Annotated in this window: 23 protein-coding genes; 11 read left to right on the top strand and 12 right to left on the bottom strand. The window is 67.5% G+C overall.

Translation table 11 applies throughout. The features are described from left to right. Positions 1 to 52: 52 nt before the first annotated feature. Positions 53 to 892 carry an NAD(P)H-binding protein gene (locus tag OIE47_RS07380; RefSeq protein ID WP_326560752.1) on the top strand — a complete coding sequence of 280 codons (840 nt, stop codon included), beginning with the start codon at positions 53 to 55 and terminating at the stop codon, positions 890 to 892. Positions 893 to 908: 16 nt separating this feature from the next. On the opposite strand, the gene OIE47_RS07375 is transcribed toward OIE47_RS07380, so the two are convergent. The 5 genes from OIE47_RS07375 to OIE47_RS07355 form a co-directional block, all read right to left on the bottom strand. After that, positions 909 to 4,004: a DUF3427 domain-containing protein gene (locus OIE47_RS07375; protein WP_326560751.1), complete on the bottom strand. Its 3,096-nt coding sequence runs from the start codon at positions 4,002 to 4,004 to the stop codon at positions 909 to 911. A gap of 98 nt (positions 4,005 to 4,102) precedes the next feature. Next, positions 4,103 to 5,797 carry an ATP-dependent helicase gene (locus OIE47_RS07370; RefSeq protein ID WP_326560750.1) on the bottom strand — a complete coding sequence of 565 codons (1,695 nt, stop codon included), beginning with the start codon at positions 5,795 to 5,797 and terminating at the stop codon, positions 4,103 to 4,105. Continuing rightward, positions 5,797 to 7,404: an ATP-dependent nuclease gene (locus tag OIE47_RS07365; protein WP_326560749.1), complete on the bottom strand. Its 1,608-nt coding sequence runs from the start codon at positions 7,402 to 7,404 to the stop codon at positions 5,797 to 5,799. Before OIE47_RS07365 ends, OIE47_RS07370 begins: the two co-directional genes overlap by 1 nt. A 1,113-nt stretch (positions 7,405 to 8,517) precedes the next feature. Beyond that, positions 8,518 to 8,721 carry a DUF397 domain-containing protein gene (locus OIE47_RS07360; protein WP_326560748.1) on the bottom strand — a complete coding sequence of 68 codons (204 nt, stop codon included), beginning with the start codon at positions 8,719 to 8,721 and terminating at the stop codon, positions 8,518 to 8,520. Then, positions 8,718 to 9,602, bottom strand: coding sequence for a helix-turn-helix domain-containing protein (locus OIE47_RS07355; protein WP_326560747.1), 885 nt, complete (start codon positions 9,600 to 9,602; stop codon positions 8,718 to 8,720). The genes OIE47_RS07360 and OIE47_RS07355 overlap by 4 nt, the downstream gene beginning before the upstream one ends. A gap of 338 nt (positions 9,603 to 9,940) precedes the next feature. Between OIE47_RS07355 and OIE47_RS07350 the strand changes: the two genes are divergently transcribed. Further along, positions 9,941 to 10,255 carry a DivIVA domain-containing protein gene (locus OIE47_RS07350; protein ID WP_326560746.1) on the top strand — a complete coding sequence of 105 codons (315 nt, stop codon included), beginning with the start codon at positions 9,941 to 9,943 and terminating at the stop codon, positions 10,253 to 10,255. Beyond that, a complete protein-coding gene (locus OIE47_RS07345; protein WP_326560745.1) occupies positions 10,255 to 10,512 on the top strand; it encodes a hypothetical protein in 258 nt (85 codons plus the stop codon). Before OIE47_RS07350 ends, OIE47_RS07345 begins: the two co-directional genes overlap by 1 nt. A 9-nt stretch (positions 10,513 to 10,521) precedes the next feature. Here OIE47_RS07345 and OIE47_RS07340 read toward each other — a convergent pair whose 3' ends face one another. Both OIE47_RS07340 and OIE47_RS07335 read right to left on the bottom strand, forming a co-directional pair. Continuing rightward, a complete protein-coding gene (locus OIE47_RS07340) occupies positions 10,522 to 11,301 on the bottom strand; it encodes a maleylpyruvate isomerase family mycothiol-dependent enzyme (RefSeq protein WP_326560744.1) in 780 nt (259 codons plus the stop codon). Positions 11,302 to 11,458: 157 nt separating this feature from the next. Next, complete coding sequence (locus OIE47_RS07335; RefSeq protein WP_326560743.1) at positions 11,459 to 11,809, bottom strand: hypothetical protein; 351 nt, start codon at positions 11,807 to 11,809, stop codon at positions 11,459 to 11,461. Between the two features lie 172 nt (positions 11,810 to 11,981). Between OIE47_RS07335 and OIE47_RS07330 the strand changes: the two genes are divergently transcribed. Then, a complete protein-coding gene (locus OIE47_RS07330; RefSeq protein ID WP_326560742.1) occupies positions 11,982 to 12,413 on the top strand; it encodes a hypothetical protein in 432 nt (143 codons plus the stop codon). 29 nt (positions 12,414 to 12,442) lie between these two features. On the opposite strand, the gene OIE47_RS07325 is transcribed toward OIE47_RS07330, so the two are convergent. Beyond that, positions 12,443 to 12,823 carry a winged helix-turn-helix transcriptional regulator gene (locus OIE47_RS07325; RefSeq protein ID WP_326560741.1) on the bottom strand — a complete coding sequence of 127 codons (381 nt, stop codon included), beginning with the start codon at positions 12,821 to 12,823 and terminating at the stop codon, positions 12,443 to 12,445. 129 nt (positions 12,824 to 12,952) lie between these two features. On the opposite strand from OIE47_RS07325, the gene OIE47_RS07320 reads away from it, so the two are divergent. Together OIE47_RS07320 and OIE47_RS07315 are read left to right on the top strand one after the other, a co-directional pair. Further along, complete coding sequence (locus OIE47_RS07320) at positions 12,953 to 13,816, top strand: SDR family oxidoreductase (protein WP_326560740.1); 864 nt, start codon at positions 12,953 to 12,955, stop codon at positions 13,814 to 13,816. A gap of 146 nt (positions 13,817 to 13,962) precedes the next feature. Further along, a complete protein-coding gene (locus OIE47_RS07315; protein ID WP_326560739.1) occupies positions 13,963 to 15,186 on the top strand; it encodes a PP2C family protein-serine/threonine phosphatase in 1,224 nt (407 codons plus the stop codon). On the opposite strand, the gene OIE47_RS07310 is transcribed toward OIE47_RS07315, so the two are convergent. The 4 genes from OIE47_RS07310 to OIE47_RS07295 all read right to left on the bottom strand — a co-directional run bounded on the left by OIE47_RS07310 (position 15,183) and on the right by OIE47_RS07295 (position 19,137). Then, positions 15,183 to 15,812, bottom strand: coding sequence for a DUF899 domain-containing protein (locus tag OIE47_RS07310; RefSeq protein WP_326560738.1), 630 nt, complete (start codon positions 15,810 to 15,812; stop codon positions 15,183 to 15,185). The two genes, OIE47_RS07315 and OIE47_RS07310, sit on opposite strands and share 4 nt — an antisense overlap. 147 nt (positions 15,813 to 15,959) lie before the next feature. Further along, positions 15,960 to 17,558 (bottom strand): MDR family MFS transporter, encoded by a 1,599-nt coding sequence (locus OIE47_RS07305; RefSeq protein ID WP_326560737.1) that lies wholly within the window; start codon positions 17,556 to 17,558, stop codon positions 15,960 to 15,962. 72 nt (positions 17,559 to 17,630) lie between these two features. After that, entirely contained in the window at positions 17,631 to 18,251 is a 621-nt protein-coding gene (locus tag OIE47_RS07300) for a TetR/AcrR family transcriptional regulator (RefSeq protein ID WP_326560736.1), read from the bottom strand. Between the two features lie 79 nt (positions 18,252 to 18,330). Further along, complete coding sequence (locus tag OIE47_RS07295; protein WP_326560735.1) at positions 18,331 to 19,137, bottom strand: hypothetical protein; 807 nt, start codon at positions 19,135 to 19,137, stop codon at positions 18,331 to 18,333. A gap of 92 nt (positions 19,138 to 19,229) precedes the next feature. On the opposite strand from OIE47_RS07295, the gene OIE47_RS07290 reads away from it, so the two are divergent. The 5 genes from OIE47_RS07290 to OIE47_RS07270 all read left to right on the top strand — a co-directional run bounded on the left by OIE47_RS07290 (position 19,230) and on the right by OIE47_RS07270 (position 24,669). Further along, a complete protein-coding gene (locus OIE47_RS07290) occupies positions 19,230 to 20,207 on the top strand; it encodes an SDR family NAD(P)-dependent oxidoreductase (protein WP_326560734.1) in 978 nt (325 codons plus the stop codon). A gap of 204 nt (positions 20,208 to 20,411) precedes the next feature. After that, on the top strand, positions 20,412 to 21,131 hold the full coding sequence (locus tag OIE47_RS07285) for a GntR family transcriptional regulator (RefSeq protein ID WP_326560733.1): 720 nt from the start codon (positions 20,412 to 20,414) through the stop codon (positions 21,129 to 21,131). Continuing rightward, complete coding sequence (locus tag OIE47_RS07280) at positions 21,128 to 22,156, top strand: ADP-ribosylglycohydrolase family protein (RefSeq protein WP_326560732.1); 1,029 nt, start codon at positions 21,128 to 21,130, stop codon at positions 22,154 to 22,156. The genes OIE47_RS07285 and OIE47_RS07280 overlap by 4 nt, the downstream gene beginning before the upstream one ends. A 33-nt stretch (positions 22,157 to 22,189) precedes the next feature. Then, entirely contained in the window at positions 22,190 to 23,713 is a 1,524-nt protein-coding gene (locus tag OIE47_RS07275) for a purine-cytosine permease family protein (RefSeq protein ID WP_326560731.1), read from the top strand. Beyond that, positions 23,710 to 24,669: a PfkB family carbohydrate kinase gene (locus OIE47_RS07270; RefSeq protein WP_326560730.1), complete on the top strand. Its 960-nt coding sequence runs from the start codon at positions 23,710 to 23,712 to the stop codon at positions 24,667 to 24,669. Before OIE47_RS07275 ends, OIE47_RS07270 begins: the two co-directional genes overlap by 4 nt. Positions 24,670 to 24,685 lie beyond the last annotated feature (16 nt).

Genomic DNA, 24,685 nt, shown 5'->3' with positions numbered 1-24,685 from the left:
GGCGTACGGCTGGCCATGTCCGATTGGTGGTCACGCCGGTTGACTGGTGAACATGACAACAGGCGCGAACGACATCCTCGTCATCGGCGGCACCGGCAAGATCGGACGCCGGCTGGTCCGTACGCTCCGGGACGCCAACACGCGGGTCCGGGCTGCCTCCCGTTCCGGTGAGGTCCCGTTCGACTGGTCGGATCCGCGCACCTGGCAACCGGCCGTGGAGGGCGCCTCGGCGGTCTACCTCATGGCCCCGGAGGAACCCGCCGCCGCCGACAACTTCGTCACCCTGGCGGCAAAACTCGGCGTCACCCGTTTCCTGGCACTGTCCGGGCGCGGAATCGACCGGATCGAGGGCGACTTCTCCCCGGGCATGGTCGCCGGGGAGCAGGCCGTACGCGACTCCGGAGCCGAGTGGACAATCATCCGGCCGAACAACTTCAACCAGAACTTCGACGAGGACCTGTTCCACCAACCCCTGCGCGACGGCCGGTTGGCCCTGCCGATCGGTGCCACCCCGGAACCGTTCGTCGACGCCCAGGACGTCGCCGACGTCGCCGCCCTGCTCCTGACCACGACCTCGGACGAATATCAGGGGCAGGTGTACGACCTCTCCGGCCCCCGCGCACTCACCTTCGGCGCGGCCGTGGCGACGATCGCCGAGGCGGCCGGGCGGCCCATTCGGTACGACGAGCTGACACCGGAGGAGTACCGGGCCGAACTCCTCGCCGAAGGCCATTCGGAGGAGACCGCCGCCGCCCTCAACGTCCTGTTCGCCGGAATGCGCGCCGGACACCTCGCCGAACCGACCGACACCGTACGGCGACTCCTCGGCCGGGACCCGATCGACTTCGACACGTACGCCGCTCGGGCCGCTGCGGCCGGCGCCTGGTCGTAACCGACCCGGAAGCCGGTCAGGCGGCGATCACCCGGGCGGCGTGGAACACGTCGGCCGGCAGCTCATGGTCGAGCCGCCAGAAGATCCGCATCGGCCGATCACCCGTGTGCCGTTCGTAGACCATCGCTCCCGCGTACAGGTAGGCGGGCACCCCGAGGTCGCCGTCACGGTCCTTGGTCTCGCGGACGAACAGGTGCACGCTCGATCCACGCTTGGCGTGGTTGACGTAGCGCTGCCCGGTCGGTGACAGCGACGAGGTGGTGCTCTGCGACTCCCACTGGAACAGGTCCGGGGTGATGGCCCTGTCTGCGTACATGGTGGTGGGGGAGTAGTGCTGTTCTGACTTGACCAGGGTGACGAAGAAGATGTCGGCCTGTTCGGCCTCGACCCACTTCACCCCCTCCCGCATCGACCCCGGATCCGGTACGCCGAACGCCGCCAACACCTCGTTGCGGCTGTACCGCGCGTGCACCCGCAACGGCACGCTCGCCGAAGCGGGAGGGCCCACCACCCGGTGCATCCGTTCCCGCAGCACCCCGTAGAGCTGCCCCAACTCGGCCTGCCGGTCCGGGTGCTCCGACCAGAGCCGGACCAACCGCTCCTCCCGTTCGCTCGCCGGCACTTTCGGCCCCCAGAGGTTGAGGTGCATCAGGTCGGCCAGCCGTCCCGGCGCCGGTGATTCACCGGAGGCGAGCTGCCGGAGCAGACCGAGCCGGTCCGGGTCGTCCAGGTGGAGCATCCGGCCGATCGCCGGCCCGAGGACCCGGTCCTCCGGGCCGGGCGGGCGAGTCTCCAGCCCGGCGAGCCGACGCAGCCCCACCCAGCCACCCATGTTCTTACGCCGGTAGAGGTCTTCGACCTCCAACCCGGTCTCGTGCAGGTATTCGGCCAGGCTGACGTCTCCGAGCGCCCGCAGCTCCGAGGTCAGGTTTTTGGTCGAGCTGGGCAGGGCGTTGCGCAGGTTCGCCAGCACGATCTCCTTGGCGACCCGGTCAAGCTCCACGTGACAGCCGCTCGGCAGGGTCGGGAAGTCTTCGCGTACGGCGACTTCGATCGCCCGCCGGCTGACCCCGGTCAACGCCCGCCAGCGGAGGTCGAAGCGGAAGTTGGCGTGCTGCCCGCCGATGAAGTCGAGCACGGTCAGGCACGCTTTGTTGTCGTCCAGGCGCAGCCCACGGCCGAGCTGCTGGAGGAAAATGGTGGCGCTCTCGGTCGGGCGGAGCATCAGGATCGTGTCGACCATCGGCAGGTCGACGCCCTCGTTGAACAGGTCGACGGTGAAGAGGACCCGTACCTCTCGGCGTTTGAAAGCGTCGATCAGCGCGCGGCGGCCCGCGGCATCGACCCGCGACGTCACCGCCCGTGCCGGCACACCGGCCCGGGTGAACCATTCGGCCATGAACTCGGCGTGCCCGATGCTGACGCAGAACCCGAGCGCCCGCATGCTGCCAACGTCGACCTTGTCGGCCAGGGCTTGCAGGATGTAGCGGGCGCGGGCGTCGTTTCCGGTGTAGACCCGCTCCAGGTCGGCGGTCTCGTAACCCTGCCCGCGTTTCCACGTCAGCGTCGACAGGTCAACCTCGTCGTGCAGCCCGAAATACTGGAACGGCGCGAGCAGTTGCCGCTCCAGCGCCTCCCACAGGTGCAGCTCAACGGCCGTGCGTCCGTCGAACCACCGCCGCACGTCGCCGCCGTCAGCCCGGTCGGGCGTCGCCGTCAATCCAAGGAGTACGCGAGGAGCCACGCGCTCCAACAGCCGGGCGTACGTCGGCGCCTCGGCATGATGGAACTCGTCCACGATCACCATGTCGTACCTGGTCGGGTCGATGTCCCGCCTCTGTAGCGACTGGATCGAGGCGAAAACGTGCCGCCACTGCGTTGGTTGCTCGCCCCCGACCAGGACCTCACCGAAACTTCCGTCGCGGAGCACGTGCCGGAAGACGGATCGGCTCTGCCGCAGGATCTGCTCCTGGTGGGCGACGAACAGCAGCGACTCGACGGTCCCGCGTTGTCGCAGCTCCCGGTAGTCGAGGGCGGCGACAATGGTCTTGCCGGTGCCGGTCGCCATCACCACCAGGTTGCGGTGCCGCCCGTGGACCAGCCGCTCGGCGGCCAGGTCGGACAGGATCTCCCGCTGGTACCCGTACGGTCGGACGTCGATGTTGGTGATCTCGACGTCGGGTTCGCTGACCGTGCCGTTGCCGGTGTGCTCGTGCGACAACGCCCGACGCAGCCGCTCCCGGTCCTCGGCCGGGTCGTACGGCTCGAACGCCGGGTCGCTCCAGTAATCGGTGAAGGCCGCCTCGAAGGTGTTGATGACCGAGGGCTGTTCGAGGTTGGAGACCCGAATGTTCCACTCCAGGCCGTCGACCAGCGCCGCCTTCGAAAGATTCGAAGATCCGACGTACGCGGTGCTTGCCCCGTTGTTGCGGCGGAACAGCCACGCTTTGGCGTGGAGGCGGGTGGTCCTGGTCTCGTAGGAGACCTTGACCTCGGCACCCAAGTCGACCAGCCGGTCCAGGGCCCGTTGATCCGTCGCACCGAGGTAGGTGGTGGTGATGACCCTGACCCGGCCACCACGTTCGATCAGCTCCCGGATCGGGCGTTCGACCAGGCGCAGCCCGTACCACTTGATGAACGCGCAGAGCAGGTCAACCTCGTCGGCCGACGCCATCTCGGTCGCGACTTCGTGCCCGATGCGCGGCTGGTGCCGCCCGTTGACCAGCAGCGCCCCGGTGGACAGGGGAGTGCGCGGACGTACGGGGAAGGTCGGCTTCGCTGGTGGGGTGGGCGGGTCCGCGATGGCGGTGAGGAGCTTGTGGACGTCGGTGACCTGGTCGGCGGTGTCGACGGCACGCGGCTCGATCGACGCGATCGTCTCGGCGATCTGGTTAGCGATCGCGACCTGCCGGGCCAGACTCTCCCGGTCGGAGCCGCTGACCGCACGCAGCGCCCGAGTGGTCAGCGCAGCGATGTGCCGCCCCAACACCTCGTGCGCGTCCGCCGGATCCAGGTCCGTACGTTCCACCAGCTCAGACCCGATCCCGTCGAGCTGACCAGCCAGCCCGTACGTGATCAGATGCTCGTAGATCCCCCGCCCCAGCTCAGTCACCCCAGCAACCTAACCACCCGTACGCCCACCCGCTGTCCCGCTCTCTGGACCACGTATTCCTAAACTGGATACTGAGATCGCTGCCTAGCAGTCGGACGTCAGCCGTTTATCTGGGAATTAAGATGCGCATCAAGGCTGAGGTGAAGCGCTGGGCCCAGATTGCGGGACGCGTTTTCGAAGGCATCCCACCACCGTGAGGCGGAACTTGCACGCGGACCGTATCTTGTCGACGTCTCAAGCGCCCTGGTCCCTACAATTCCGTGTCTGGCGCGAGAGACCATGACTACAAGTGCCCTGTGTTCCTCTGTGATTTCGTCGTCTGTCTTCGCGAGGAACATGGGCACATGGCCCTCTTCCAAGCCGATGACGAACACCCAGTCGAACTGTTGACCCTTGCCGATATGGGCGTTCAGGACGTGGAGGCCTGGCCCGACCGTCCGCTCAGGATTCCCCGACGCACCTATTGCATCCAGGGCAGTGACAACGCTAGATCCTTCTTGAACGCGGTCAGCCAGAAATGCGCAAGCCTCCTGAACGTCGTCAATCGACTCAACGTCAGATGGCTCAAACGCGGCAATGGATGCTTGTTTCAACTGCTCAAGCTGCTCCTGCTGGCTTCCGCCGAAGGGTCGGATCCGCGCCATTTCCTTCCGAAGTATTCGGAGAATATCTGGCCGGTGTACTGGGCTATCCCAAACGAAGACGGGGTGAGTCGCCGAAAATTCCTTCAATAGTTGGTCAAGTGCTTTTCGTCGGTAGCCAGCGCGCGAGATCGCTCCCACGGATGCGTTAGGGTTGTGATCGAGAATGAGTTTGGCAGAATTGATCACGAAGTGAGCTTCGGCTTCTGGGGTCACATAAGCGGCCGCACCGGAGAAGCCACCGAGCTTCCATGTCGCTGGTTCCGCGCTCCGAACCTCCAGTAGACCAAGCGGCTTTCCGACTGCGTTCAAGACATCCAAGACCGCAGGTGAGGACCGGTACGATTCGGTGAACTCAATGATCCGCACGTCCGGAAGCCTTCGAAGGGTGGCAAGGACAGCTTCTGGGTCGGCTCCAGTGAACGAATAGATCGCTTGCCCCAAATCGCCTGCGTAGGTCACGTTGTTGCGAGAGATCGAAGAGACAATGGAAAGTTGTTGGGGGGATAAGTCCTGAAATTCATCCACTATGATCGCGCTGTAGTGCAGCGCGTACAATTCGGCAACTCCTTCGTTGAGCAGTATGCGCTGGGCGTGTCTAAGGAGGTCAGAATAGTCTAGCCTGCGGCTGTCGTGCCTGATCCGTTCGGCCGTGATAGCCAGGTCGTTTCCTGAGCGCTCCAACTCTGACGCGATTTCCTCATCGGAAAGAGGCTGTAACTTCACGCGCGTCAGTGTGTCCATCGCGGCTTGGCGGGTAGGATGGTGGTCGGACAGGGTGGTTAAAACCTGGCGGAGCCAACCGCGTTCCGGCATGATCGCCTCTGGGTCCAAACCGATAGTCGAGGCATGGGCCTGGTAGATTCTAGCTGCTAATCCATGGAAGTTGGTCAAATCGACTAACTGCCTATAGATGGCGGGCTGAGTTAGCTGCCGGATTCGACCTCCAATATTGTCTCGGGCCCTGTTCGAGAAGGCTAGCGCGAGGAGCTTGTTGGGTGCTGTTACTCGCTTGCTCTCGATCAGTCCCATCGCGCGGAGGGCAAGCGCTTCAGTCTTGCCGCAACCCGGCGGTGCCAATAGCACAAGGTTGCCATGCGGCTCATCCAAAAGGCTCGCTTTTTCGGCCGGGTATTCGCCAGTCAACGTCATCAGAATGCCTTAATGTCTTCTAGTAGGTCGTTCATCCCTTGCATCTGCTTGACATGCGACTCCGAAATCGAAGTCGACACAGCTAGTGCTGCTTGTACTTTGTTCTTCCGGCAGAAGTCGATTACATCCAAATCTTTAAGGTCGGCCATCGCTGGTACGGAGCGGAAATTCAATATCTGTTGCCTTGTGAAGGCGCCGGATGAGACCAGTATTGCGACGGTATCCTGGGCGCCCAATGCCCTGACGTACTCTGCTTCTAGATCGTCCCGGGAGACATAAATGGCGTGTTGCGAGAGATCGGCGATATCTACTAAGAGGTCCTTCGCCCAGATGTGTTCGGCGTCGGCGTCCACGAGACCAGCAACATCGGCGCCGAAACCGCCACGTCCGAAAAAGCGATTCGCCTGACCGAAGGCGGTGGCTCCCCCAAGTTCAACGATCGAAATTGACCGGCGATCAAGGCTGATATTCGCAGCTCGAGCGCAAGCTTCGAGTATTATCCGGTCAGCCAAGCCCTCCACGAATACTATACGGCTAGCTGTAAGGGGTTCCAGCTTCGACCCCGTCCACCATTGCGCCATGACCTTGTCAGTCTTGCTTAACAGGCCTGGTTGAAGCTGTCTGCACTCGCGACTCGCGGTAAATGCCACGATCCACTCCGGATCGAACCGCTGAACAATAAAGGGCGAGTGTGTCGAGATCACCTTCTGGTTTTTTCCTGATGCAAGTAAGTCCGCCAGCGCCCTTTGGGCGGCAGGATGGAGGTGGGTCTCAGGTTCGTCGATAGCGACGATGTTGGAGGCTGTAGACGAAAGGTCATAAAATGCCATCGCGGCAAGTGCATTCATGCCGTCTGACTGCTCGCTGAGTGGCCGCAAACCGTCGGCCCTATTCAGAAGTAGATTGAGGATTCGAACCATCTCGTCCGGGGTCGCCGCCGAGCGGAACACTAGGTCGTCCTTGGTTACCTGTCGAGCGGTCGCTAACGATAGGTGCTCGGCCATTTTGACACGTAGGTCCATCAGCGTCTTCGATTCGTTGAGGTCGCTGTTGAGTTCTTCTAGTGTCTCGCCGAGCTTTTTGCGTTCATCGCCTAGGTCGACCGTTTGAAGGAGGCTGCGCAATCCGCTCGCCCTACCCTCGACGCCCTCGGCGCCTCCTGAACGCACTGCCGGAAGATAGTGCCAGCCGACACCCGCTAATTGTTGTCTTGTTGGCGCCCGAAGGTGGCCGGATTCAGGGAAGTATCTCCGAATGGCAAGATCGGCTCCATCGCCAGGAAGCCCTTCCGCCTCGACGCAAATCCGTAACCTTTGTGATCCGTCAGGGTCCACGGTGATCTCGTCGGGAAAGAGGGCCTTTTCGTTCTGATTGAAATCTACCAGATCGACGGCGATTCGAAGGGCCTTGGCGGGATCGGCGATGTCTGAAGGCAGGATCGATTGGTAAAGGCTGGCGATGGTGGCGCCGAGCGCAAAATGAATGCATCTCAGGATGCAGGTCTTGCCAACGTCGTTGGGCCCCACAAGCACGACATGCTGTCCCATTGATAGGTCCAGGTCGGGTATGCGTGCGTAGTTGACAACGGTCAGTCGAGAAAGTCGCATGCCGGCCTCCTTCCGAGGTGGCTACGCTAGCGCCACCGGGAGACGACCCGCGAGAGGATTTGTGGTTTGATTTCTGGCCGGATGTCGTGTAGGTCAGATCATTCTCTTGAATGATTAGTACATCCGTTCGCACCACGACTCGGCCCTTGGAAGTACATCGGGCGGGATATCGGGTTTCCGACAGAGACTGGGGCTGACGTCGGCCGGACTGCCGGGTAAGGGTCAGGTCCTCCCTGACGCTGGCGCTTGGCGTCCATCGAAGACTCGCACAGGCCTGGGCCTTGACACGCCTCGTCTGACGAAAGGCAGCGATTGCGCGGTGGCGTGCCGGCGGCCTTCGGGAGTTGTTGCACGCGAATTCCGGAACTAGGTCTGGTGGGTGTTATTGGGTGGAAGATCGTCTGCGTAGGCGGATTCGCTTCCACCCGGGTGGTGGAGAATCGAGAATTATAAGCCGTTCTGGTTGTGCTCGCCCGTGCCTATTCCAGCGAAGCCCAAGGGTGTCCGTAAAGGTTATATATGTGTCGAAACTAGCGGCGAGGTGACCCTCTTCGTCATATCGAAGGGATCGCTTCAATTTCCACTCAATGATGGCTGTAGCGCCTGGCCCTACCTCGTCTCGCAGCGCGCCGCATGCGTCATGGTCGCCGGGGATGACTGCTCCGAACTCGATCTCGAAGATGGGTCCAGCGCTGTGATTGGTCAACGTGACAGTGATATCTCGGATTTGGTGGTTGACGATCCTTTTGCTTTGGACTCGTACGGTGACGAGTCGTGCTTGCGATGCGTCGCGATCGTGACCCTCGCTTCGCCTGACCTTAATTTCATGCCGTAGTAGGCCTAAGGCGGCGATCGCGGCGAGCGTGGATACGCCGGTACTCGCGACGGTTCCCCATCCCTGTAGCCAGTCAGCGAGGTTGGGAACCTCTGCGGCTCTATGGGCCAGTGCAGTGTAAATACGAGCTCCAAGCAGCTTTTATTGTTCGTGCATTCACCGCAAGATGATGCTCAGGGTATTTCGTCTTCCGAATCGGCACCGCCGGCACCGCCGGCAGCGTCGAGCGTATGAGCATCTCGCCACGCCTCCCACAGTATGTGCGACGTGCCGATTGGTTAGCGGTCGAGATGGGCGATCTTGATGGCTGCGACGAAGTCGACCCACTGGTTCGGCGCGAAGGTCAAGGCCACGCCGTAAGGGTCCTTGCTGTCGCGTACGGCCACTACGTCGGGCAGGTTGGTGGCGACCTCTACGCAGGCGCCGCCGTTGCCGCCGCTGCGGGTGCTCTTGCGCCAGCGTGCACCGCTCAGGTCAGTCATCGTTCCATCTCCCCAACGAGCCGGTTGATCATGTGCTTCGATTGTCCCTCATCCAGAGCCCTTCTGGCTAAGCCGTTCCAGGTGTCCTGGTAGGCCGTCAGCTCGTCGGGCTTGTCCAGGTAGAGAGACCCGGTCAGGGCCTCGCTGTAGACGACGGATGGCTCGGGAACCGCTCGCCCCTTCTCGGGCGGGAAGTCCAGGATCACAAAGGTTCCGGCTACCGCGCCGGCATGTGCCCCGGCCGCGAACGGCAGCACCCGAAGCAAGACGTTGGGCAGGTCAGCGATTTCCAGCAGCCGCCGGAGCTGACCTGCCATCACTGCGGTTCCTCCGACGCCACGCCGCAGTACCGCCTCCGAGAGCACCACCTCCAGGCGCGGTGGCTTCGGCAACCGCCGGGTCAGCAGCGCCTGCCGCTGCAACCGCACCTCTGCCAGACGCTCCTGCTCCTCGTCGCTCATCGTCGGCCGGTCGAGCCGGAAGAGGGCTTGGGCGTACTCCTTGGTTTGGAGGATGCCGGTGATCAGGGACTCGTCGTAGCCGCGTAGGCGGGAGGCGGCCGACTCCAGGCCGACGTACAGCTCGAACCAACTCGGGACGGCGTCGCCGTACGCGTGCCACCAGCCCTTCGACTTCGTCTCGGAGGCGAGGCCGCGCAGGGCGTCGGTCACCTCGGGGGAGACGCTGTACAACTCGCACATCGCCTTGACGTCCAGGCCGCGTACGGCGCCCATGCCGCTCTCGATCCGCCAGATCTTCTGGCGGCTGTATTCGAGCGCTTCGGCCGCCGCGTCAAGCGTCACGTGCGCCTCGGTGCGGTACTGGCGCAGCAGCCGGCCGAGCTGGCGGCGCGGGACGGTCGAACCGATCTCTTCGGGCATTTGATCGCTCCCCAGTTCCAAACTGAACACTCGTCGGGTGGCTCCTGCAACACGTATCGGTTGCAGTAAAAGAAGTCAATGTGCTGGCGCGGTTTCTTTTGCTGAAACGTTGCGCTCTCGAATCATCCTGCCACAGGATGGCTCCCAAGACGATGACCACCGTGGATAGCTGATCATCATTTGGCATAGATCAATTCAACTCGCACAACCGATGAGCAGCCCTGCTGTCGTACTGCCGATCGAGGCTGCGGTGGTGGGGCGGGGTGGTCCGCCCGTTCGCGGCGGACGGGCGGGCCGCCCCTTCCAGACCCAATCCGAACCGGAAGGCAGGCACAGGAATGCGCAACTTTTTGGCACGGTTTCGTGGGACCGAGCAGGAGAGCAGGGGCGTCCACTACCGGTCCAGGGCGTACGCGCCGTTGCGGCCGTGGCAGGTGCGCGGGCGGCGGTTCCGTACGGTCGGTTGGTTCGGGCGGCGGCGCGGGCTCGACCCGGACGAGGTACGGGAGTTCCTGGATCGGGTCGCCACCGACATGACCGGCCTCTACGACGAGCTGGCCAAGAGCAGGGACGAGACGATCCGGGTCAAGGTGGCGCTGCGTCAGTGGCAGTCGCGCCAATCTCGTACGGCGAACGTCTCGGAGCGCTACTGATGGCCGACCGGGAGCGTTTTGTCGTACGCCTGCCGATCCTTGCCCGCGACCTGGCCGGCGCCCAGCGTCTGGCCCGGGTGGTGGGTCGGTCCCTGCGGTTGCTGCCGCTGGTGGACCCCGGTGAGATCACCGTGTCGTACGAGGACGAGCAGCGCGTACATCATCGGGTTTTCTGTGACCGGCTGCTGGGTGCGGGCCGGCGCTGCCTGCTCCGCGCCGACCACGACGGCCCCTGCGCCCGCCGCCTGACGCGCTGAGCTGTTGTCCTACTCGTCCGGGTTCCAGTCGCGGAGCAGTTCGAAGACGCGTCCGTCGCCGCGCAGCTCCAGGGAGTCGAGCGGGATGCGGTTGTAGAGCCAGAGGACCACGTCACTGGCCGTGGCCCGAGCGGAGGCGGCGGGCGCGTCCAGGCCCTCGCTGGTGGGGAGGCGGGTTGGCCGTGCACCCTCGGCGTCGAGCGAGAGGCGCCAGGAGCGGCCCTCGATGGCGTGGAAGTCGAGGTCGGCCGGCTTGTGCGGCCAGGCGATCGTGGTCGCGCAGCAGGTGGTCAGGAACTCGTCCACACCGTCGAGCGCCACGTCCTCCGGCAGCGGGTGCGGGGCGCCCTGGGTGATCTGGGCGTCGTAGGTGTGGACCGCGACCTCCTGGACCCGGTGCCGGGCGACGGCACCGGCGGTCTGCGGCGACTCCGACACACCCCACCACGTCCAGCAGCCGCGATCCGGGCCGGCCTCGCGCAGCGCGTTCAGTAGCCGCGCGGTGGAGTCGTCCCACCAGGTCAGCAGGGCTTCGCGCTCCCGAGGTGCGGGCGCGAGGCCGTCCGGCGCGAACTCCGCCGGGGGAGCGGCGGCCGGACCGGCGTTGACGACGGCGGCCCATTTGCGCTGGCCCTTGCCCAGGTGTTCCACCAGGTCCAGCAGCGTCCACCCGGGGCAGGTCGGCACCGGTAGATCGAGGCTGGGTGCGGACAGAACCGCCGCGCGGAAGGCGGTCGCGCGTTCGTCGATCAGCCGCAGCAGCGCGGGGAACTCCAGGGTCTTTGCCACGACGGCTGTCTACCACCTCCGCTCCGACAACCGGAACCCATTTTTTTTTGGGGCCTGGGGCGGGGTGCATCGTGGTGGGTGAGCCGCGGGTGTGCTCGTGCAGGCCGTGTGACCGCGGTCGGGGCAGGGCGTCGGGAACCTGCCGGGTAGGGGTGGTTCAGTGCTCGCCGGCCGCCGGGTCGTCGCGGGTCTGCATCTCGCGCAGCGCCTCGTCGGCGGCGATGACCTCCTGGTACCACTGCCGGTGCACCCTGTACGAGCGGTCGAGCTGGAACCTGTAGTAGATCCCGGTCGGTTTGCCGAACCAGGAGTTGCGCGGGAGGCGGTATACCCCGGCGCGGCCCATGACGAGGATGGCGCGGTCGGTGACCACGAACGTCTCCGCCGGCACCGTGAAGATGCTCCAACCGGTCAGCGTCATGAATCCGGTCTGGATCTGCTCGCCGGGCTCCAGATGCGGTGCCGCCTTGGTGGCGAGCATCTCGGCCCGTCGTTCCCTGTAGCCCACGGCGTTCCTCCGATACCAGGCGGCGTCATTCTACGGCGTTGTCAGTCTGGTGCTTGGCCGCTGTTCCTGCACGGAGGCGTCCGGAACCTGCCAGGTAGGGGCAATTGTTCAGCAAGCCCCGATACCGTGGCGGGCGACTCCGGATCATCCCTCCACACTGGTGAGGCAATCGATGAAGCCAGCCACCGCCCGACTCGCCGTGTCGATCCTGCTGCTCGCCGCCGTCGCCGGCTGTACCGACACCTCTCCGGAAACCCGTGCCCCGGGCGCCCCGGCATCCGCGACGGACGCCCCGCTGGAACCGTCCATCCAGGCCACGTCGGCACCCTCGAGAGAGGCGCACACCCTGGTCCTTTCGATGACCGGGACGGCCAGACTGGAGAACGTCAGCTACGAGGTCAACGGCGAGGCCGTGGAGGAGAAGGCGGCGAAGCTGCCGTGGGAGAAGACGTTCCGGATCGAGTCGGGCTCGTGGAAGCTGGTGGTCAGGCACGGCTCCGGAGACGTCAGGGCGGTCGCCACGGTCGACGGGAAGCTGTTCACCCAGGGCGCCGGTGGCGGTGACGGCACCGGACAGCTACAGCTCTCCGGGTCGATCGACTGACGAGCCGGGGGTCGATGCCTCCGGGAAACCTAGCGGGAGCTGGTGGCGTTGACCTCGTCCTGCACCAGCTCGATCAGGTCCACGATCTTGGCGGCAACGCGTTCGCCGAACGGGGTCAGGCTGTATTCGACGTGCGGGGGGATGGTGGCCTGCACGTCGCGCAGGACCAGGCCGTCGCGTTCCAGCCCCTGGAGGGTCTGGGAGAGCATCTTCTCGCTGACCCCGTCGACCCGGCGGCGCAGGGCGTTGAAGCGGTACGACCCCTCGTGCAGTGCGGCCAGGGCGAGCATGCCCCATTTGCCGGCCATGTTCTCCACGATGCGCCGGGAGGAGCAGTCGCGGGCGAAGACGTCGGCGATCATCGCGTCGTCGCCGTCGTACCCGTCTTCGGCGGGGGTGGAGTCAACCATGGTGACTACGGTAGCCGTGACCAGGGCGCTGTCGTTAGTGAAGGTGCTCACTATTACTCGGCACTTTCGAAAAGTTAGTACATTCTTCAGGGAGGCTACTCGTCAGTTGATCCTTCCAAGGAGCTACGCATGATCGTCGTCACCGGGGCCACCGGCCAGCTCGGTTCCATCGTCATCGAAGACCTGCTCGCACGCGGTGTGCCCGCCGGGGAGATCGTCGCCGCCGTACGGACGCCGGAGAAGGCGGCCCGGTTCGCCGAGCGTGGGGTGCAGGTCCGGCACGCCGACTACAACGACCCCGCGAGCCTGGCCACCGCGTTCGAGGGCGCCGACAAGATCCTCTTCATCTCGGGGACCGATGTCGGGCAGCGCGAACCGCAGCACCGCAACGTGGTCGAGGCCGCCCGCGCGGCCGGGGTCGGGCTGCTCGCGTACACCAGCATTTTGAACGCCGACACCGCCAAGCTCGTCCTCGCCGGCGAGCACCAGGCCACCGAGGCGTTCATCCGTGAGTCGGGCGTTCCCTTCGTGTTCCTGCGCAACGGCTTCTACCTCGACCTCTACACCAGCAGCTTCGCCCAGAACCTCGAACACGGCGCGATCGTCGACGCCTCCGGAGACGCCCGCCTGTCGCTCGCCACCCGCGCCGACTTCGCCGGTGCCGCCGCCGCCGTGCTCACCGGCGAAGGACACGAGAACAAGGCGTACGAGCTGGGCGGCGACTCGGCCGTCACGATGACCGACCTGGCCGCCGAACTCAGCCGCCAGAGCGGACGTACGGTCGAATACCGCGACATCACCGCATCCGAGTACGCCGCCTTCCTGGTCAGCGTCGGCCTGCCCCAGCCCGCCGCCGACGTGTACGCGGACTCCCGCGTCGGCATGCTCCGGGGTGAACTCCACACCGAGACCGGCGACCTGTCCCGCCTGCTCGGCCGTCCCACCACGTCGCTCGCCGACGCCGTTGCCGCCGGGCTGAAGCAGCTCGGCTGAGCGGCCGAAACCGGTCGATGACGCCGGCCACCGGGCCGACGGGGACTGCGCCGGTCACCGCCCTCGGGTGACACCGACCGCATCCCCGTCGCCCGGTTGGCGGGATTGCCACCCGGCTCCTACGGTGGGGGAGACACGGAGGGTGGGTGGTAGTGGTCGACGCGGGCAATGCTGTGCGCTGGCTCCAGTTGACCGCGCCGCGAGGCGGGCCGGACGACCTGTCCGACCTGATCAGCCGGGCCGCCCCGGCGATCGGGGCCACCGAGATCGTCGTCTACCTCGCCGACTACCAGCAGACCCAGCTCGTACCGATGCTCGGCAACGGGCTGCACCGGGACGTGCTGTCGATCGAGGCGACCCTCGCCGGCCGGGCGTTCAGCGGCGTCGACGTCCAGGTGACCGTCGACGGCGGCAACCGGATGTGGGTGCCGCTGCTGGTCGGCTGCGAGCGGATGGGCGTACTCGAGATCGTCTGTCCGGCCACCGAAGACCCGGGCATGGAGGACGCCGCCCGGGAACTCTCCGTCAGCGTCGCCCAGCTCCTGGTCAACCGCCGCCCGTACGGCGACGTGGTCGAACGGATGCGCCGACGCCTCCCGATGCAGGTCGCCGCCGAGATCGTGTGGGGGCTGCTGCCACCGCTGACGTTCGCGACCGACGACATGATGGTCACCGCCATCCTCGAACCCTGTTACGACGTCGGCGGGGACGTCTTCGACTATGCCCTCAACGACAACGTGCTCAGCGTCGGACTCTTCGACACCTGCGGGCACGGCATCAAGGCGAGCACCCTCGCCTCGCTCGTGGTCAACGTCTACCGCAACGCCCGCCGGTGCGGCCTGGACCTGGTCGACACCGCGCTCAGCATCGACAAGTGGATCCGCTCCGAGCACCCGAATCTCTTCTCCACCGCACTGCTCGCCGAGCTGGACCGGGACACCGGTCGGCTACGGATGATCAATGCTGGTCATCCGGGTGCCCTGCTGCTGCGCGACGGTCACGCGATCCGGGAACTGCCCGGCCCGACCGCGCTGCCGCTGGGCCTCGGCCACATGTCGCCCCGCCGGCCGGAGGTGCACGAGGAGGACCTGCATCCCGGTGACCGGGTGCTCGCGTACACCGACGGGGTCACCGATGCGGTCAGCGCCGAGGGGGAACGGTTCGGGGTGGACCGGCTCGTCGACTTCGTCAACCGGGCGCTCAACGACGAGCTGCCGACACCGGAGACGATGCGTCGGCTCGTACGCGCGGTTGTCACGCACCAGAAGGACGAACTCCAGGACGACGCCACCGCGGTGTTCCTCGAATGGCGACCGCCCCGGAGCCCGCTCGCCCACCTTCCGTACTCCGACGAGCGCCGGTCGGCCTAGCCGTACGTGGGGTGCTGCGGCCAGCCGGCCGGCGAGTCCTCCCAGTCCTCCTGCCGCCCGTACGGGGTCAGGTCGAGCATGCTGTTGACAAAAACGAGCCGGTCCACGCCCCGCGAAGTGGTGTTGTACGTCCGGTAGACGTCCTCGCCGTCGCGGAGGAACATACTCAGCATGAACCCGCGGCCGGCGCCACAGTCGTCCGAGAAGGACGTGCCCCGCGACGACACGAACGGCAACGTCCACCCCATCTTCGCCTTGTACGCCTCGATCTGGGCGAGCGGCATGTTCGACACCGTCACCCACGAGACGCCCCGGTCGGCCAGCCCGGCGAGCCCGGTCACCGGGACGCTGTTGGTGAACCAGGTGCAGCCAGGACAGAAGTGCTTCGGCCCGTTGTCCATGAACTGGTAGACGATCAACTGTCCCCGGTCCTCGAACAGGTCGAGCAGCGTCCTGGTGCCGGTCGGGGTGTCGAAGGCGTACCCGTTGTCGAACTTGACCATCGGCAGTCGGCGGCGCCGGGCGGCGAGGGCGTCCAGGGCGCGGGTGGCTTCCTTCTCCGCCTTGAGCAGTTCGTCGCGGGCCTGCTGCCACTGGTCGGGCGCAACGATGCTGGGTTTCTCCATTGGCCGATTGTGGAGCCCGGGTCCGACAAGTGACCTGCCCTGAGCAGCGTGTCTCCGACCCGATCGGCACAGTCACCCGGTCCGGAAAGCGACCGGAGCCCGTACCCCGTTGTCGGGGTGCGGGCTCCTGGCCTCGTCGTACGGGTGTCAGTGCACCGGGGTGACCGGTACCGCTGCCTGCCCGTCCTGCCCTTCCTGCTCGAGTCGTTCGGTCCCGCTCAGGGTGCTCAGCGGCTTCTCCTTGATGAACAGGACCGCGACGAACGCCAGCAGGGCGATCGGCGCACCGATCAGGAACAGGTCGGCCGTGGCGGTGCCGTACGCGTCCTGCACGATCCGCAGGACCGGTTCGGGCAGGGTGGCGAGGTCGGGGACCGCCGCGGTGCCGGTGCCGCCACCGGCCGCCGGTCCCAGGTTCTCGCTCAGCAGCGAGGTGACCCGGTTGGCCAGTACCGCGCCGAGGGCGCTGACCCCGATGGCGCCGCCCATGCTCCGGAAGAAGGTCAGCACCGAGGTCGTCGCGCCGAGTTCGTGCGCGGGTACGTCGTTCTGCGCGGCGAGCACCAGGTTCTGCATCAGCATGCCGACGCCGATGCCGAGGACCGCCATGTAGATCGACAGGATCAGGACGCTGGTCCCGGCGTCGATGGTGCCGAGCAGGACCATGCCGGCGGTCATGATCGCGCCACCGGCGACCAGGTAGATCTTCCACCGGCCGTACTTGGTGATGAGTTGGCCGGCGACGGTGGACGACACCAGGAGACCGAAGATCATCGGCAGGCTCATCAGTCCGGCGACGGTCGGCGACTTGCCCAGCGAGATCTGGAAGTACTGGGACAGGAACACGGTGCCGCCGAACATGGCCACACCGACCAGGACGCTCGCCACGGTGGCCAGGGAGACGGTCCGGTTGCGGAAGATGCTCAGCGGGATGATCGGCTCCGCCACCCGCGACTCGACCCAGATCGCCAGTGCCAGCAGCACCAGGCCGCCGCCGACCATCAGCGCGGTCCACCCCGAACCCCAGGCGAACTTGTGCCCGGCGAGGGAGGACCAGACCAGGAGGGTGGAGACGCCCGCGGTGATGAGGGCGGCACCGGCCCAGTCGATGTTCACCTTCCGGCGTACGACCGGCAGGTGCAGGGTGCGCTGGAGCAGGAAGATCGACAGGAGGGTGAACGGCACCCCGATCAGGAAGCACCAGCGCCAGCCCAGCCACGAGGTGTCGACCAGGACACCGCCGATCAGCGGGCCGGCGATGGTGCCGACGCCGAAGACCGCGCCGAAGATGCCGGCGTACCGGCCCAGTTCACGCGGCGGGATCATCGCCGCCATGACGATCAGGGCGAGCGCGCTCATGCCGCCCGCGCCGATGCCCTGCACGATCCGGCTGATCAGCAGCACCTCGACGTTCGGGGTGAAGCCGGCGATCAGCGAACCGACCACGAACAGGCCGAGCGAGAGCTGGATCAGCAGCTTCTTGCTGTAGAGGTCGGCCATCTTGCCCCAGAGCGGGACGGTCGCGGTCATCGCCAGCAGTTCGCTGGTGACGATCCAGGTGTAGACGGTCTGGCTGCCGTGCAGGTCGGCGATGATGCGCGGTAGCGCGTTCGCCACCACGGTGGAGGCGAGGATCGACACGAACATGCCGACCATGAGGCCGGAGAGGGCCTGGAGGACTTCCCGGCGGGACATGCGCCCCGAGCCGGCATCCGCGGTCTCGGCGGGCGCGGCGGTTGTGGTCATCAACGCATCCTTCGTCACGAGCAGGTGTGGTGGCCCCGGCACTGACAAGGCCGGGGCGGAAAAGTCGTCGGGTCAGGCGGCGGATCGGGGATCTGGCAGGCCGGCGGCGACCCCGGCGAACGCCTCGTCGACCAGGTCGGTCAGCGGCAGGCTGCCGCCGCTGGCCGACCAGCGGATGATGGCGATCCGGAAGGCCGCCCCGGTGACGGCCGTGACCAGGGCCGGATAGACGTGGTCCGGCCCCACCCCGGTACGCGCGGCCAGCGCCTCGGTGGTCAACCGTTCGGTTTCGACACTGCCCGCCACCAGCCGGGGGAGCAGCGACGGGTTCTGCGCCACGACCTTCAGTCGCAGCAGCCAGAGCGCCGAGTCGGCCTGCATCTCCTCCAGCATCGGGGTCAGCGCCAGCCGTACGGCCTCCAGCGCGGGCACCTCCGGCGGCACGGTCGCCAGCACCGCCAGCACCCGTTCGCTGTCGCCCGCCTGGTCGCCGACGAGGGCCTCGTCCTTGGACGAGAAGTAGTTGAAGAACGTACGCGCGGAGACGTCCGCGGCCTCGCTGATCTCCTCGACGGTGACCTGGTCGAGCCCGCGCTCGGCCACCAGGCGCAGCGCGGCGGACACCAGGGCGTCGCGGGTCTGCCGCTTCTTGCGGTCCCGGCGCCCGGCGGTGGCGTCCTCGACGATGGTCACCCGGTTACCGTACGAACAAACTTGCAGGTCCTGCAAACTTTTATCGTGCGCAACGAGGTGATGTAGAACACCGCCCAGGTCAGCCGCCATACACCGCCATCGCCCGCTGGAGTCGATCATGCTCTTCCGGGGTGCCGATGCCGGCCCGGTACTCCGGATGCAGCAGGTAGTGGTTGATCGCATTGGTGAGAAAGGCCGGCTGTACGCCGAGCTGGTCCAGCGGCAGCAACACCTGCGGAAAGACCTTGATCAACCCGGTGGTACGGACCAGGTCCTGTCGGCCGATACCGACCGGGCTGGCGTCCCAGGTGCTCGGTCGCGGTGGCGGGCCAACCGCTATCGCCTCCCACGGCACCTCCTGGCGACCCAGGAGGGTGACCACCACCAGGCTCTCCGGGCGCAGCTCCAGCCGGATCCCGTCACGGAAGACCGCCACGACCCACAGCAGCGACAGCCCGAACAGGCTGACCATCAGCAGCAGGCTCACCATGAGGAGCGCGAGCGGCGGAGCGCCCTCGTCCGGTTCGAGTACCCGTAGCTGCAGGTTGGCCATGAACACCGTGAACGTCAACTGTTGCGCCGCCATCGCTCCCAGCAGCGGATACTCGGGCGGGGCCACGAAGGCCGGTCCGGTCCCCAGCCGCAGGGCGGTCGGCTTCGGCCTGCGCGCGAGCCACGGGCCCAGCGCGATCAGGCCGAAGATGATCGGCCCTGGCAGGAGCAGGCTCAGGGCGAGGCCGGGCAGGGTGGTCGCGCCGATGAACTCAGCCACCACGATCCCGGCCACCGCCAGCCCGACCGCCACCACCATGAGCAGGACGGCACCGGGCCGACCCCGGATCCACGTACGGGCGCTGCCAGGATCGGGGGAAGTGGTGGCCATCATGCGGTGCAGTGTGGACCACCCCGTCCACGGTCACCCATCCAACAAAACCCGGCTGTTGACTTCGACCGCGCTCGAAGTCCTAGCGTCGGCTCATGAACACACCCCAGCGTTCGATCGGATCGGGATTCGGCGCCCGGACCAGCGTGGACGACGTGTTGTCGGGGATCGACCTGTCCGGGAGGCTCGCGATCGTCACCGGCGGCCACTCGGGTCTCGGCCTGGCGACCACCCGCGCACTCATCCGTGCCGGTGCACGGGTTGTCGTCGCCGCCCGGCGCCCGGCGACCGCCGGGGAGGCCGTCGAGGGGATCGACGGCGTCGAGGTGGACGAGGTCGACCTGACCGACCTGGACAGCGTCCGTGGCTTCGCCGACCGGTTCCTGGCGTCGGGTCGGGACATCGACATCCTGGTCAACAACGCCGGGCTGATGGCCTGCCCGGAGACCCGGGTGGGTTCCGGCTGGGAGGCGCAGTTCGCCACCAACCACCTCGGGCACTACGCCCTGGTCAACCGCCTGTGGCCGGCGCTCGTACGCGGCGGAGGTGCCCGGGTGGTGGCCGTCGCCTCCGGTTACGCGGACTCGGCGATCCGGTGGCACGACCTCCAGTTCGAGCAGGGGTACGACAAGTGGCAGGCGTACGCGCAGTCGAAGATGGCCAACGTACGGTTCGCCGAGCACCTCGACACCATCGGCCGGGCGTACGGGGTGTGGGCGTTCTCCGTACATCCGGGTTACATCCTCACCCCGCTGCAACGTCACCTCTCCCGGTCGGAGATGGTCGCCGCCGGTTGGGTCGACGAGGACGGCAACCAGATCGGGGCGGATTTCAAGACCCCCGAACAGGGGGCGGCGACGCAGGTGTGGGCGGCCACCTCGCCCCGGCTCGCGGGTCTGGGCGGGGTCTACTGCGTCGACTGCGACATCGCCGATCTTCCCGAGCGTGCCGTCGCCGGTGACGGGACGCCGAGCGAGGCGGCGCGGCTCTGGGCGGTGTCGGCCACGCTCACCGGAGTCGACGCCGTCAGCTCGGACATCGACGCCGTCAGCCGTTACACAGGGCCGTCCTGAGCAGGTCGCCCAGTTCCGCCGCCTGGTCGTCCGACCACTCGATGACGCCGTTCTCCGCCAGGAGGGCCTGGAACTGCTGCCGGGCGTACGGGGTGCCCGGGGGGAGCGGGGCGATGTGCCAGTGCAGGTGGGAGTTGCCCTGCTGGCCGCTGCCGGATCATGCTCGGGTTGTCGGTGCCGCAGCTCAGAGCTATCGTCCTGGACATGTCTGGACAGGTTTTCCGGCTCAAGCACCAGCGGATCGCCGACGAGTTGGCCCGGGACATCCGGGGCGGGCGGCTGGCCAACGGCGCCCAACTGCCGGGGGAGCACGCCCTCGCGTCACGGTTCGACGTGAGCCGCAACACGGTCCGCCAGGCGCTCACCGAACTGGGCCGGCGGGGATTGATCTCCACCCATTCCGGTAAGGGATCGTTCGTCACCTTCGACGGGCGGGCGCTGGACGACCGGCTCGGCTGGGCCCGCGCCCTGGCCGAACAGGGCGTGCCGACGACCGTACGCGTGCTCCGCTTGGCGCTGGTCCACGAACCCGAGCTGGCGGCCCGGTTCGACCTGCCCACCACCGAGTACGTCGCCGTCGACCGGCTCCGCTCCCTCGCCGACGGGCCCGCGATCTCGATCGAACGAAGCCGGATCCCGGCGGTCGGGGCCCTGCGGGACCTGCCCGAGCGGGGCCTCACCGGGTCCCTCTACGCGGCCCTGCGCGACGCCGGCCTGGTGCCCGACCGGGGCGAGGAATGGGTCGAGCTGACCCGGGCCACCCCGGCCGACGCGGAACTGCTCGGCTGCGACGCCGGCAAGCTCTACCTGCACACCCGGCGGCTCAGCCGCGACCGGGCCGGTGACCTGGTCGAACATGTCGAGAGCCTGCTCGACCCCGACCGGTTCCGGCTGCACCTGCGCTTCGGCGGGGAGTCGTCATGACCGACGCCGGCTACACCACGACCGCCTCGACCATCCGGGCGCGGGCCGTCGCCGCGCTCACCGGACTCGCCATCGGCGACGCGCTCGGGATGCCGACCCAGTCCCTGCCCCGCGAGCGGATCAAGGACCGGTACGGCCGGCTGACCGGCTTCGAACCGGGGCCGGCGGACCAGCCGATCGCCCCGGGGATGCCGGCCGGGTCGGTCACCGACGACACCGAGCAGGCCATGCTGGTCGGCCGGCTGCTGCTCGACGGCGACGGCCGGATCGACGGTCACCGGCTCGCCCGCGAACTGCTCGCCTGGGAGGACGACATGCGCCGCCGGGGGTCCCTCGACCTGCTCGGCCCGTCCACCCGGTCCGCCGTCGCCGCCGTCGCCGCCGGGCGCCCGATCGAGGAAGCCGGCCGGTACGGCACCACCAACGGCGCGGCCATGCGGATCACCCCGGTCGGGATCGCCGTGGGAGTGGACGACCTGGACCTGCTCGTGGAGCGGGTGGTCGAGGCGAGCTGGGTCACCCACAACACCGGGGTCGCCCTCGCCGGGGCCGCCGCCGTCGCCGCCGCGGTCAGCGCCGGCCTGGACGGCGCCGACCAGGCGACGGTGACCGCCACCGCCGTACGCGCCGCGCGCCTCGCCGGCACCCGTGGGCACTGGATCGCCGCCGCCGACATCGGCGCCCGGATCGACTGGGCCACCCGCCTCGTCGCCGGGCAACCGCCTGAGGTGGCCGCCGAGACGATCTACCGCCTGGTCGGGACGAGCGTGGCCACCCAGGAGTCGGTGCCGGCCGCCTTCGCGGTCCTCGCCGTCCACCCCGACGACCCGTGGCAGGCGTGCCTGCTCGCCGCGTCCCTCGGCGGCGACTGCGACACCATCGCCGCCATCGTCGGAGCCGTCGCCGGTGCCCTGCACGGCGCCGACAGTTACCCGTCCGCCGCGATCGAGACGATCGAGACGGTGAACCACCTTCCGTTGACCGACATGGCGATCAACCTGCTCGCCCTCCGTCAGCCCCGCTGACGCCGGAACCCGCAGGGGAGAGGCAGGACAAAGATGTCCGCGACCGAACTGGCCGGAACCGCTCCGGCCGACACCAACCGGATCGGTGCCATCGAAACCCGAGGCATCGAGCCGGTACCACCCGCCGAGCGTACGGGCGGACCACGCCAACTGTTCTGGGTGTGGTTCGCGGCCAACATCTCCATCCTGGGGCTCCCGCTCGGCGCCACCCTGGTCGCCCTGCGGGGCATGAACATCTGGCAGGCGCTGCTCGTCGCCGCCCTCGGCTCGTTCGGGTCGTTCGCCCTGGTCGGCCTGATCAGCGTGGCCGGCAAGTGGGGTGGGGCGCCGAGCATGACCCTGTCCCGGGCGGTCTTCGGCCCACGCGGCAACCACGGGCCGACCGTGATCTCGTGGCTGTCCCGGGTCGGCTGGGAGACGGTCAACACCACCACCGCCGCGTACGCGCTGCTGGCCCTGATCAGCATCGTGTTCGGGGTCGGGTCGAACTCCGTACTGACCGTGATCAGCCTGCTCGTGTTCGTCGCGCTGACCCTGGTGGTCTCCGGACTCGGGCACGCCACCCTGGTCTGGATCCAGCAGTGGGCCACGTACGTCTTCGGAGCGCTGAACATCCTCGTCGGCGCGTTCCTGATCACGAAGGTGAACTGGGACGCGGTGGCACACGCACCGGCCGCCCCGGCCAGCGTGGTCATCGCCGGGATCGGCGTGATCGCCGCCGGCACCGGGATCGGCTGGGCGAACGCGGGTGCCGACATGGCCCGCTACCAGCACCGGCACGTACCGGGTCGGCGGATCGTGGTGGCGGCGTCGGTGGGTGCCGGTGTGCCGCTGTTCCTGCTCATCGGGCTCGGCGGGCTGCTCTCGGCCGGCGACGGCACCCTCGCGTCGGCCAGTGACCCGGTCTCGGCGATCCAGGTGATGCTGCCGTCCTGGATGGCGGTCCCGTACCTGCTCGCCGCGTTCGGTGGGCTGCTGCTCTCCAACAACCTCTCGGTCTACTCCGCCGGCCTCACCATGATCACCCTCGGCGTACGGGCCCGCCGGGTGGTCGCCGTCGGGCTGGACATCGTGCTCACCCTCGCCGGTGGCATCTACTTCATGCTGATCGCCGGGGACTTCTACGGACCGTTCATCACCTTCATCTCGCTGCTCGCCGTACCGATCACCGCCTGGGTCGCGGTCTTCCTCGCCGACATGCTCTTCCGCCGGCAGTACCAGCCCGACGGCCTGATGGACACCACCGCGACCGGCGTCTACTGGTACCGGGGCGGGTTCCGCTGGTCGGCGGTCCTGCCGTGGCTCGCCGGCATCGTCGTCGGCCTGCTCTTCACCACCGCCTCCACCTCGGCCACCGACGTCTGGTTCAGCGGCCCGCTGGCCGACTCGTGGATGGGCACCAACGGGCTCGGGTGGGTCGCCGCGTTTGTCGTCTCCGGCGGGCTCTACCTGCTGTTCGGCGCCACCGGTGCCCGCCGGCTCGGCGGGACGGCACGGTCCGACCGGGACCGTCCGGAAGCGCCGGTCGACGGCGAAACCCTGGCGGTACGGTCGTGAGCGCCGATCCCGTCCGTCCGGCGGGCGGTGCCGGCGCCCGCCCGGCCCGGCTGGTGCACACCGGAAACGTCGTCGTTGACGTGGTGATGTACCTGCCCCGGCTGCCGGAGACCGGCGGTGACGTGCTCGCCTCGGAGAGCCGGATCACCGCCGGGGGAGGGCTGAACGTGATGGTCGGCGCCGCCCGCCAGGGACTGCCGGTCGCGTACGCCGGAATGCACGGCACCGGCCCCTTCGGTGACCTGGCCCGAGGTCAGCTCACCGAGGCCGGGATCGAGGTGCTCCAGCCACCGCTGCCCGATCTCGACACCGGGTTCAGCGTCGCGATGGTCGACCCCTCCGGGGAGCGGACCTTCGCCACCAGCCCCGGTGCCGAGGCCCGACTCGGTCCGGCCGACCTGGCCCGGATCGAGCCCCGCCCCGGCGACCTCGTCTACGTCTCCGGCTACAGCCTGGCCTACCCGTCGAACGGACCGGCGCTGGCCGGGTGGCTGCCGGCCCTCGATCCGGGTGTCACCGTGATCGTCGACCCCGGTCCACTGGTCGCCGAGATCCCGGCGCCGGTGCTCGCCCCGGCACTCGCCCGTGCCGACTGGTGGAGCTGCAACGAGCGGGAGGCGCGACTGCTCACCGGACTCGAGGACCCGGTTGCCGCCGCGTCGGCACTGGCCGCCCGTACCGGACGGGCCGGTGTGCTCGTCCGTACCGGGCCGGGCGGTGCCGTACTGGTGGTGCGGGGCGGGGAGCCGGTTGTCGTACCGGCGTTCCCGGTCCGGGTGGTGGACAGCAACGGCGCGGGCGACGCGCACGTGGGCGCCTTCGCGGCGGCTCTGGCCGGTGGACTCGACCCAGCCGACGCCGTACGCCGGGCCAACGCCGCCGCCGCGCTCGCGGTGACCCGCCGTGGTCCCGCCACCGCCCCGACCGCCGCCGAGGTGGACGCCCTGGTCCGGTGAGGGGCGGTCGGGTCAG

Source organism: Micromonospora sp. NBC_01796 (genome assembly GCF_035917455.1).
GTDB lineage: Bacteria > Actinomycetota > Actinomycetes > Mycobacteriales > Micromonosporaceae > Micromonospora_G.
This window is presented reverse-complemented; position numbering and strand designations above follow the sequence as displayed.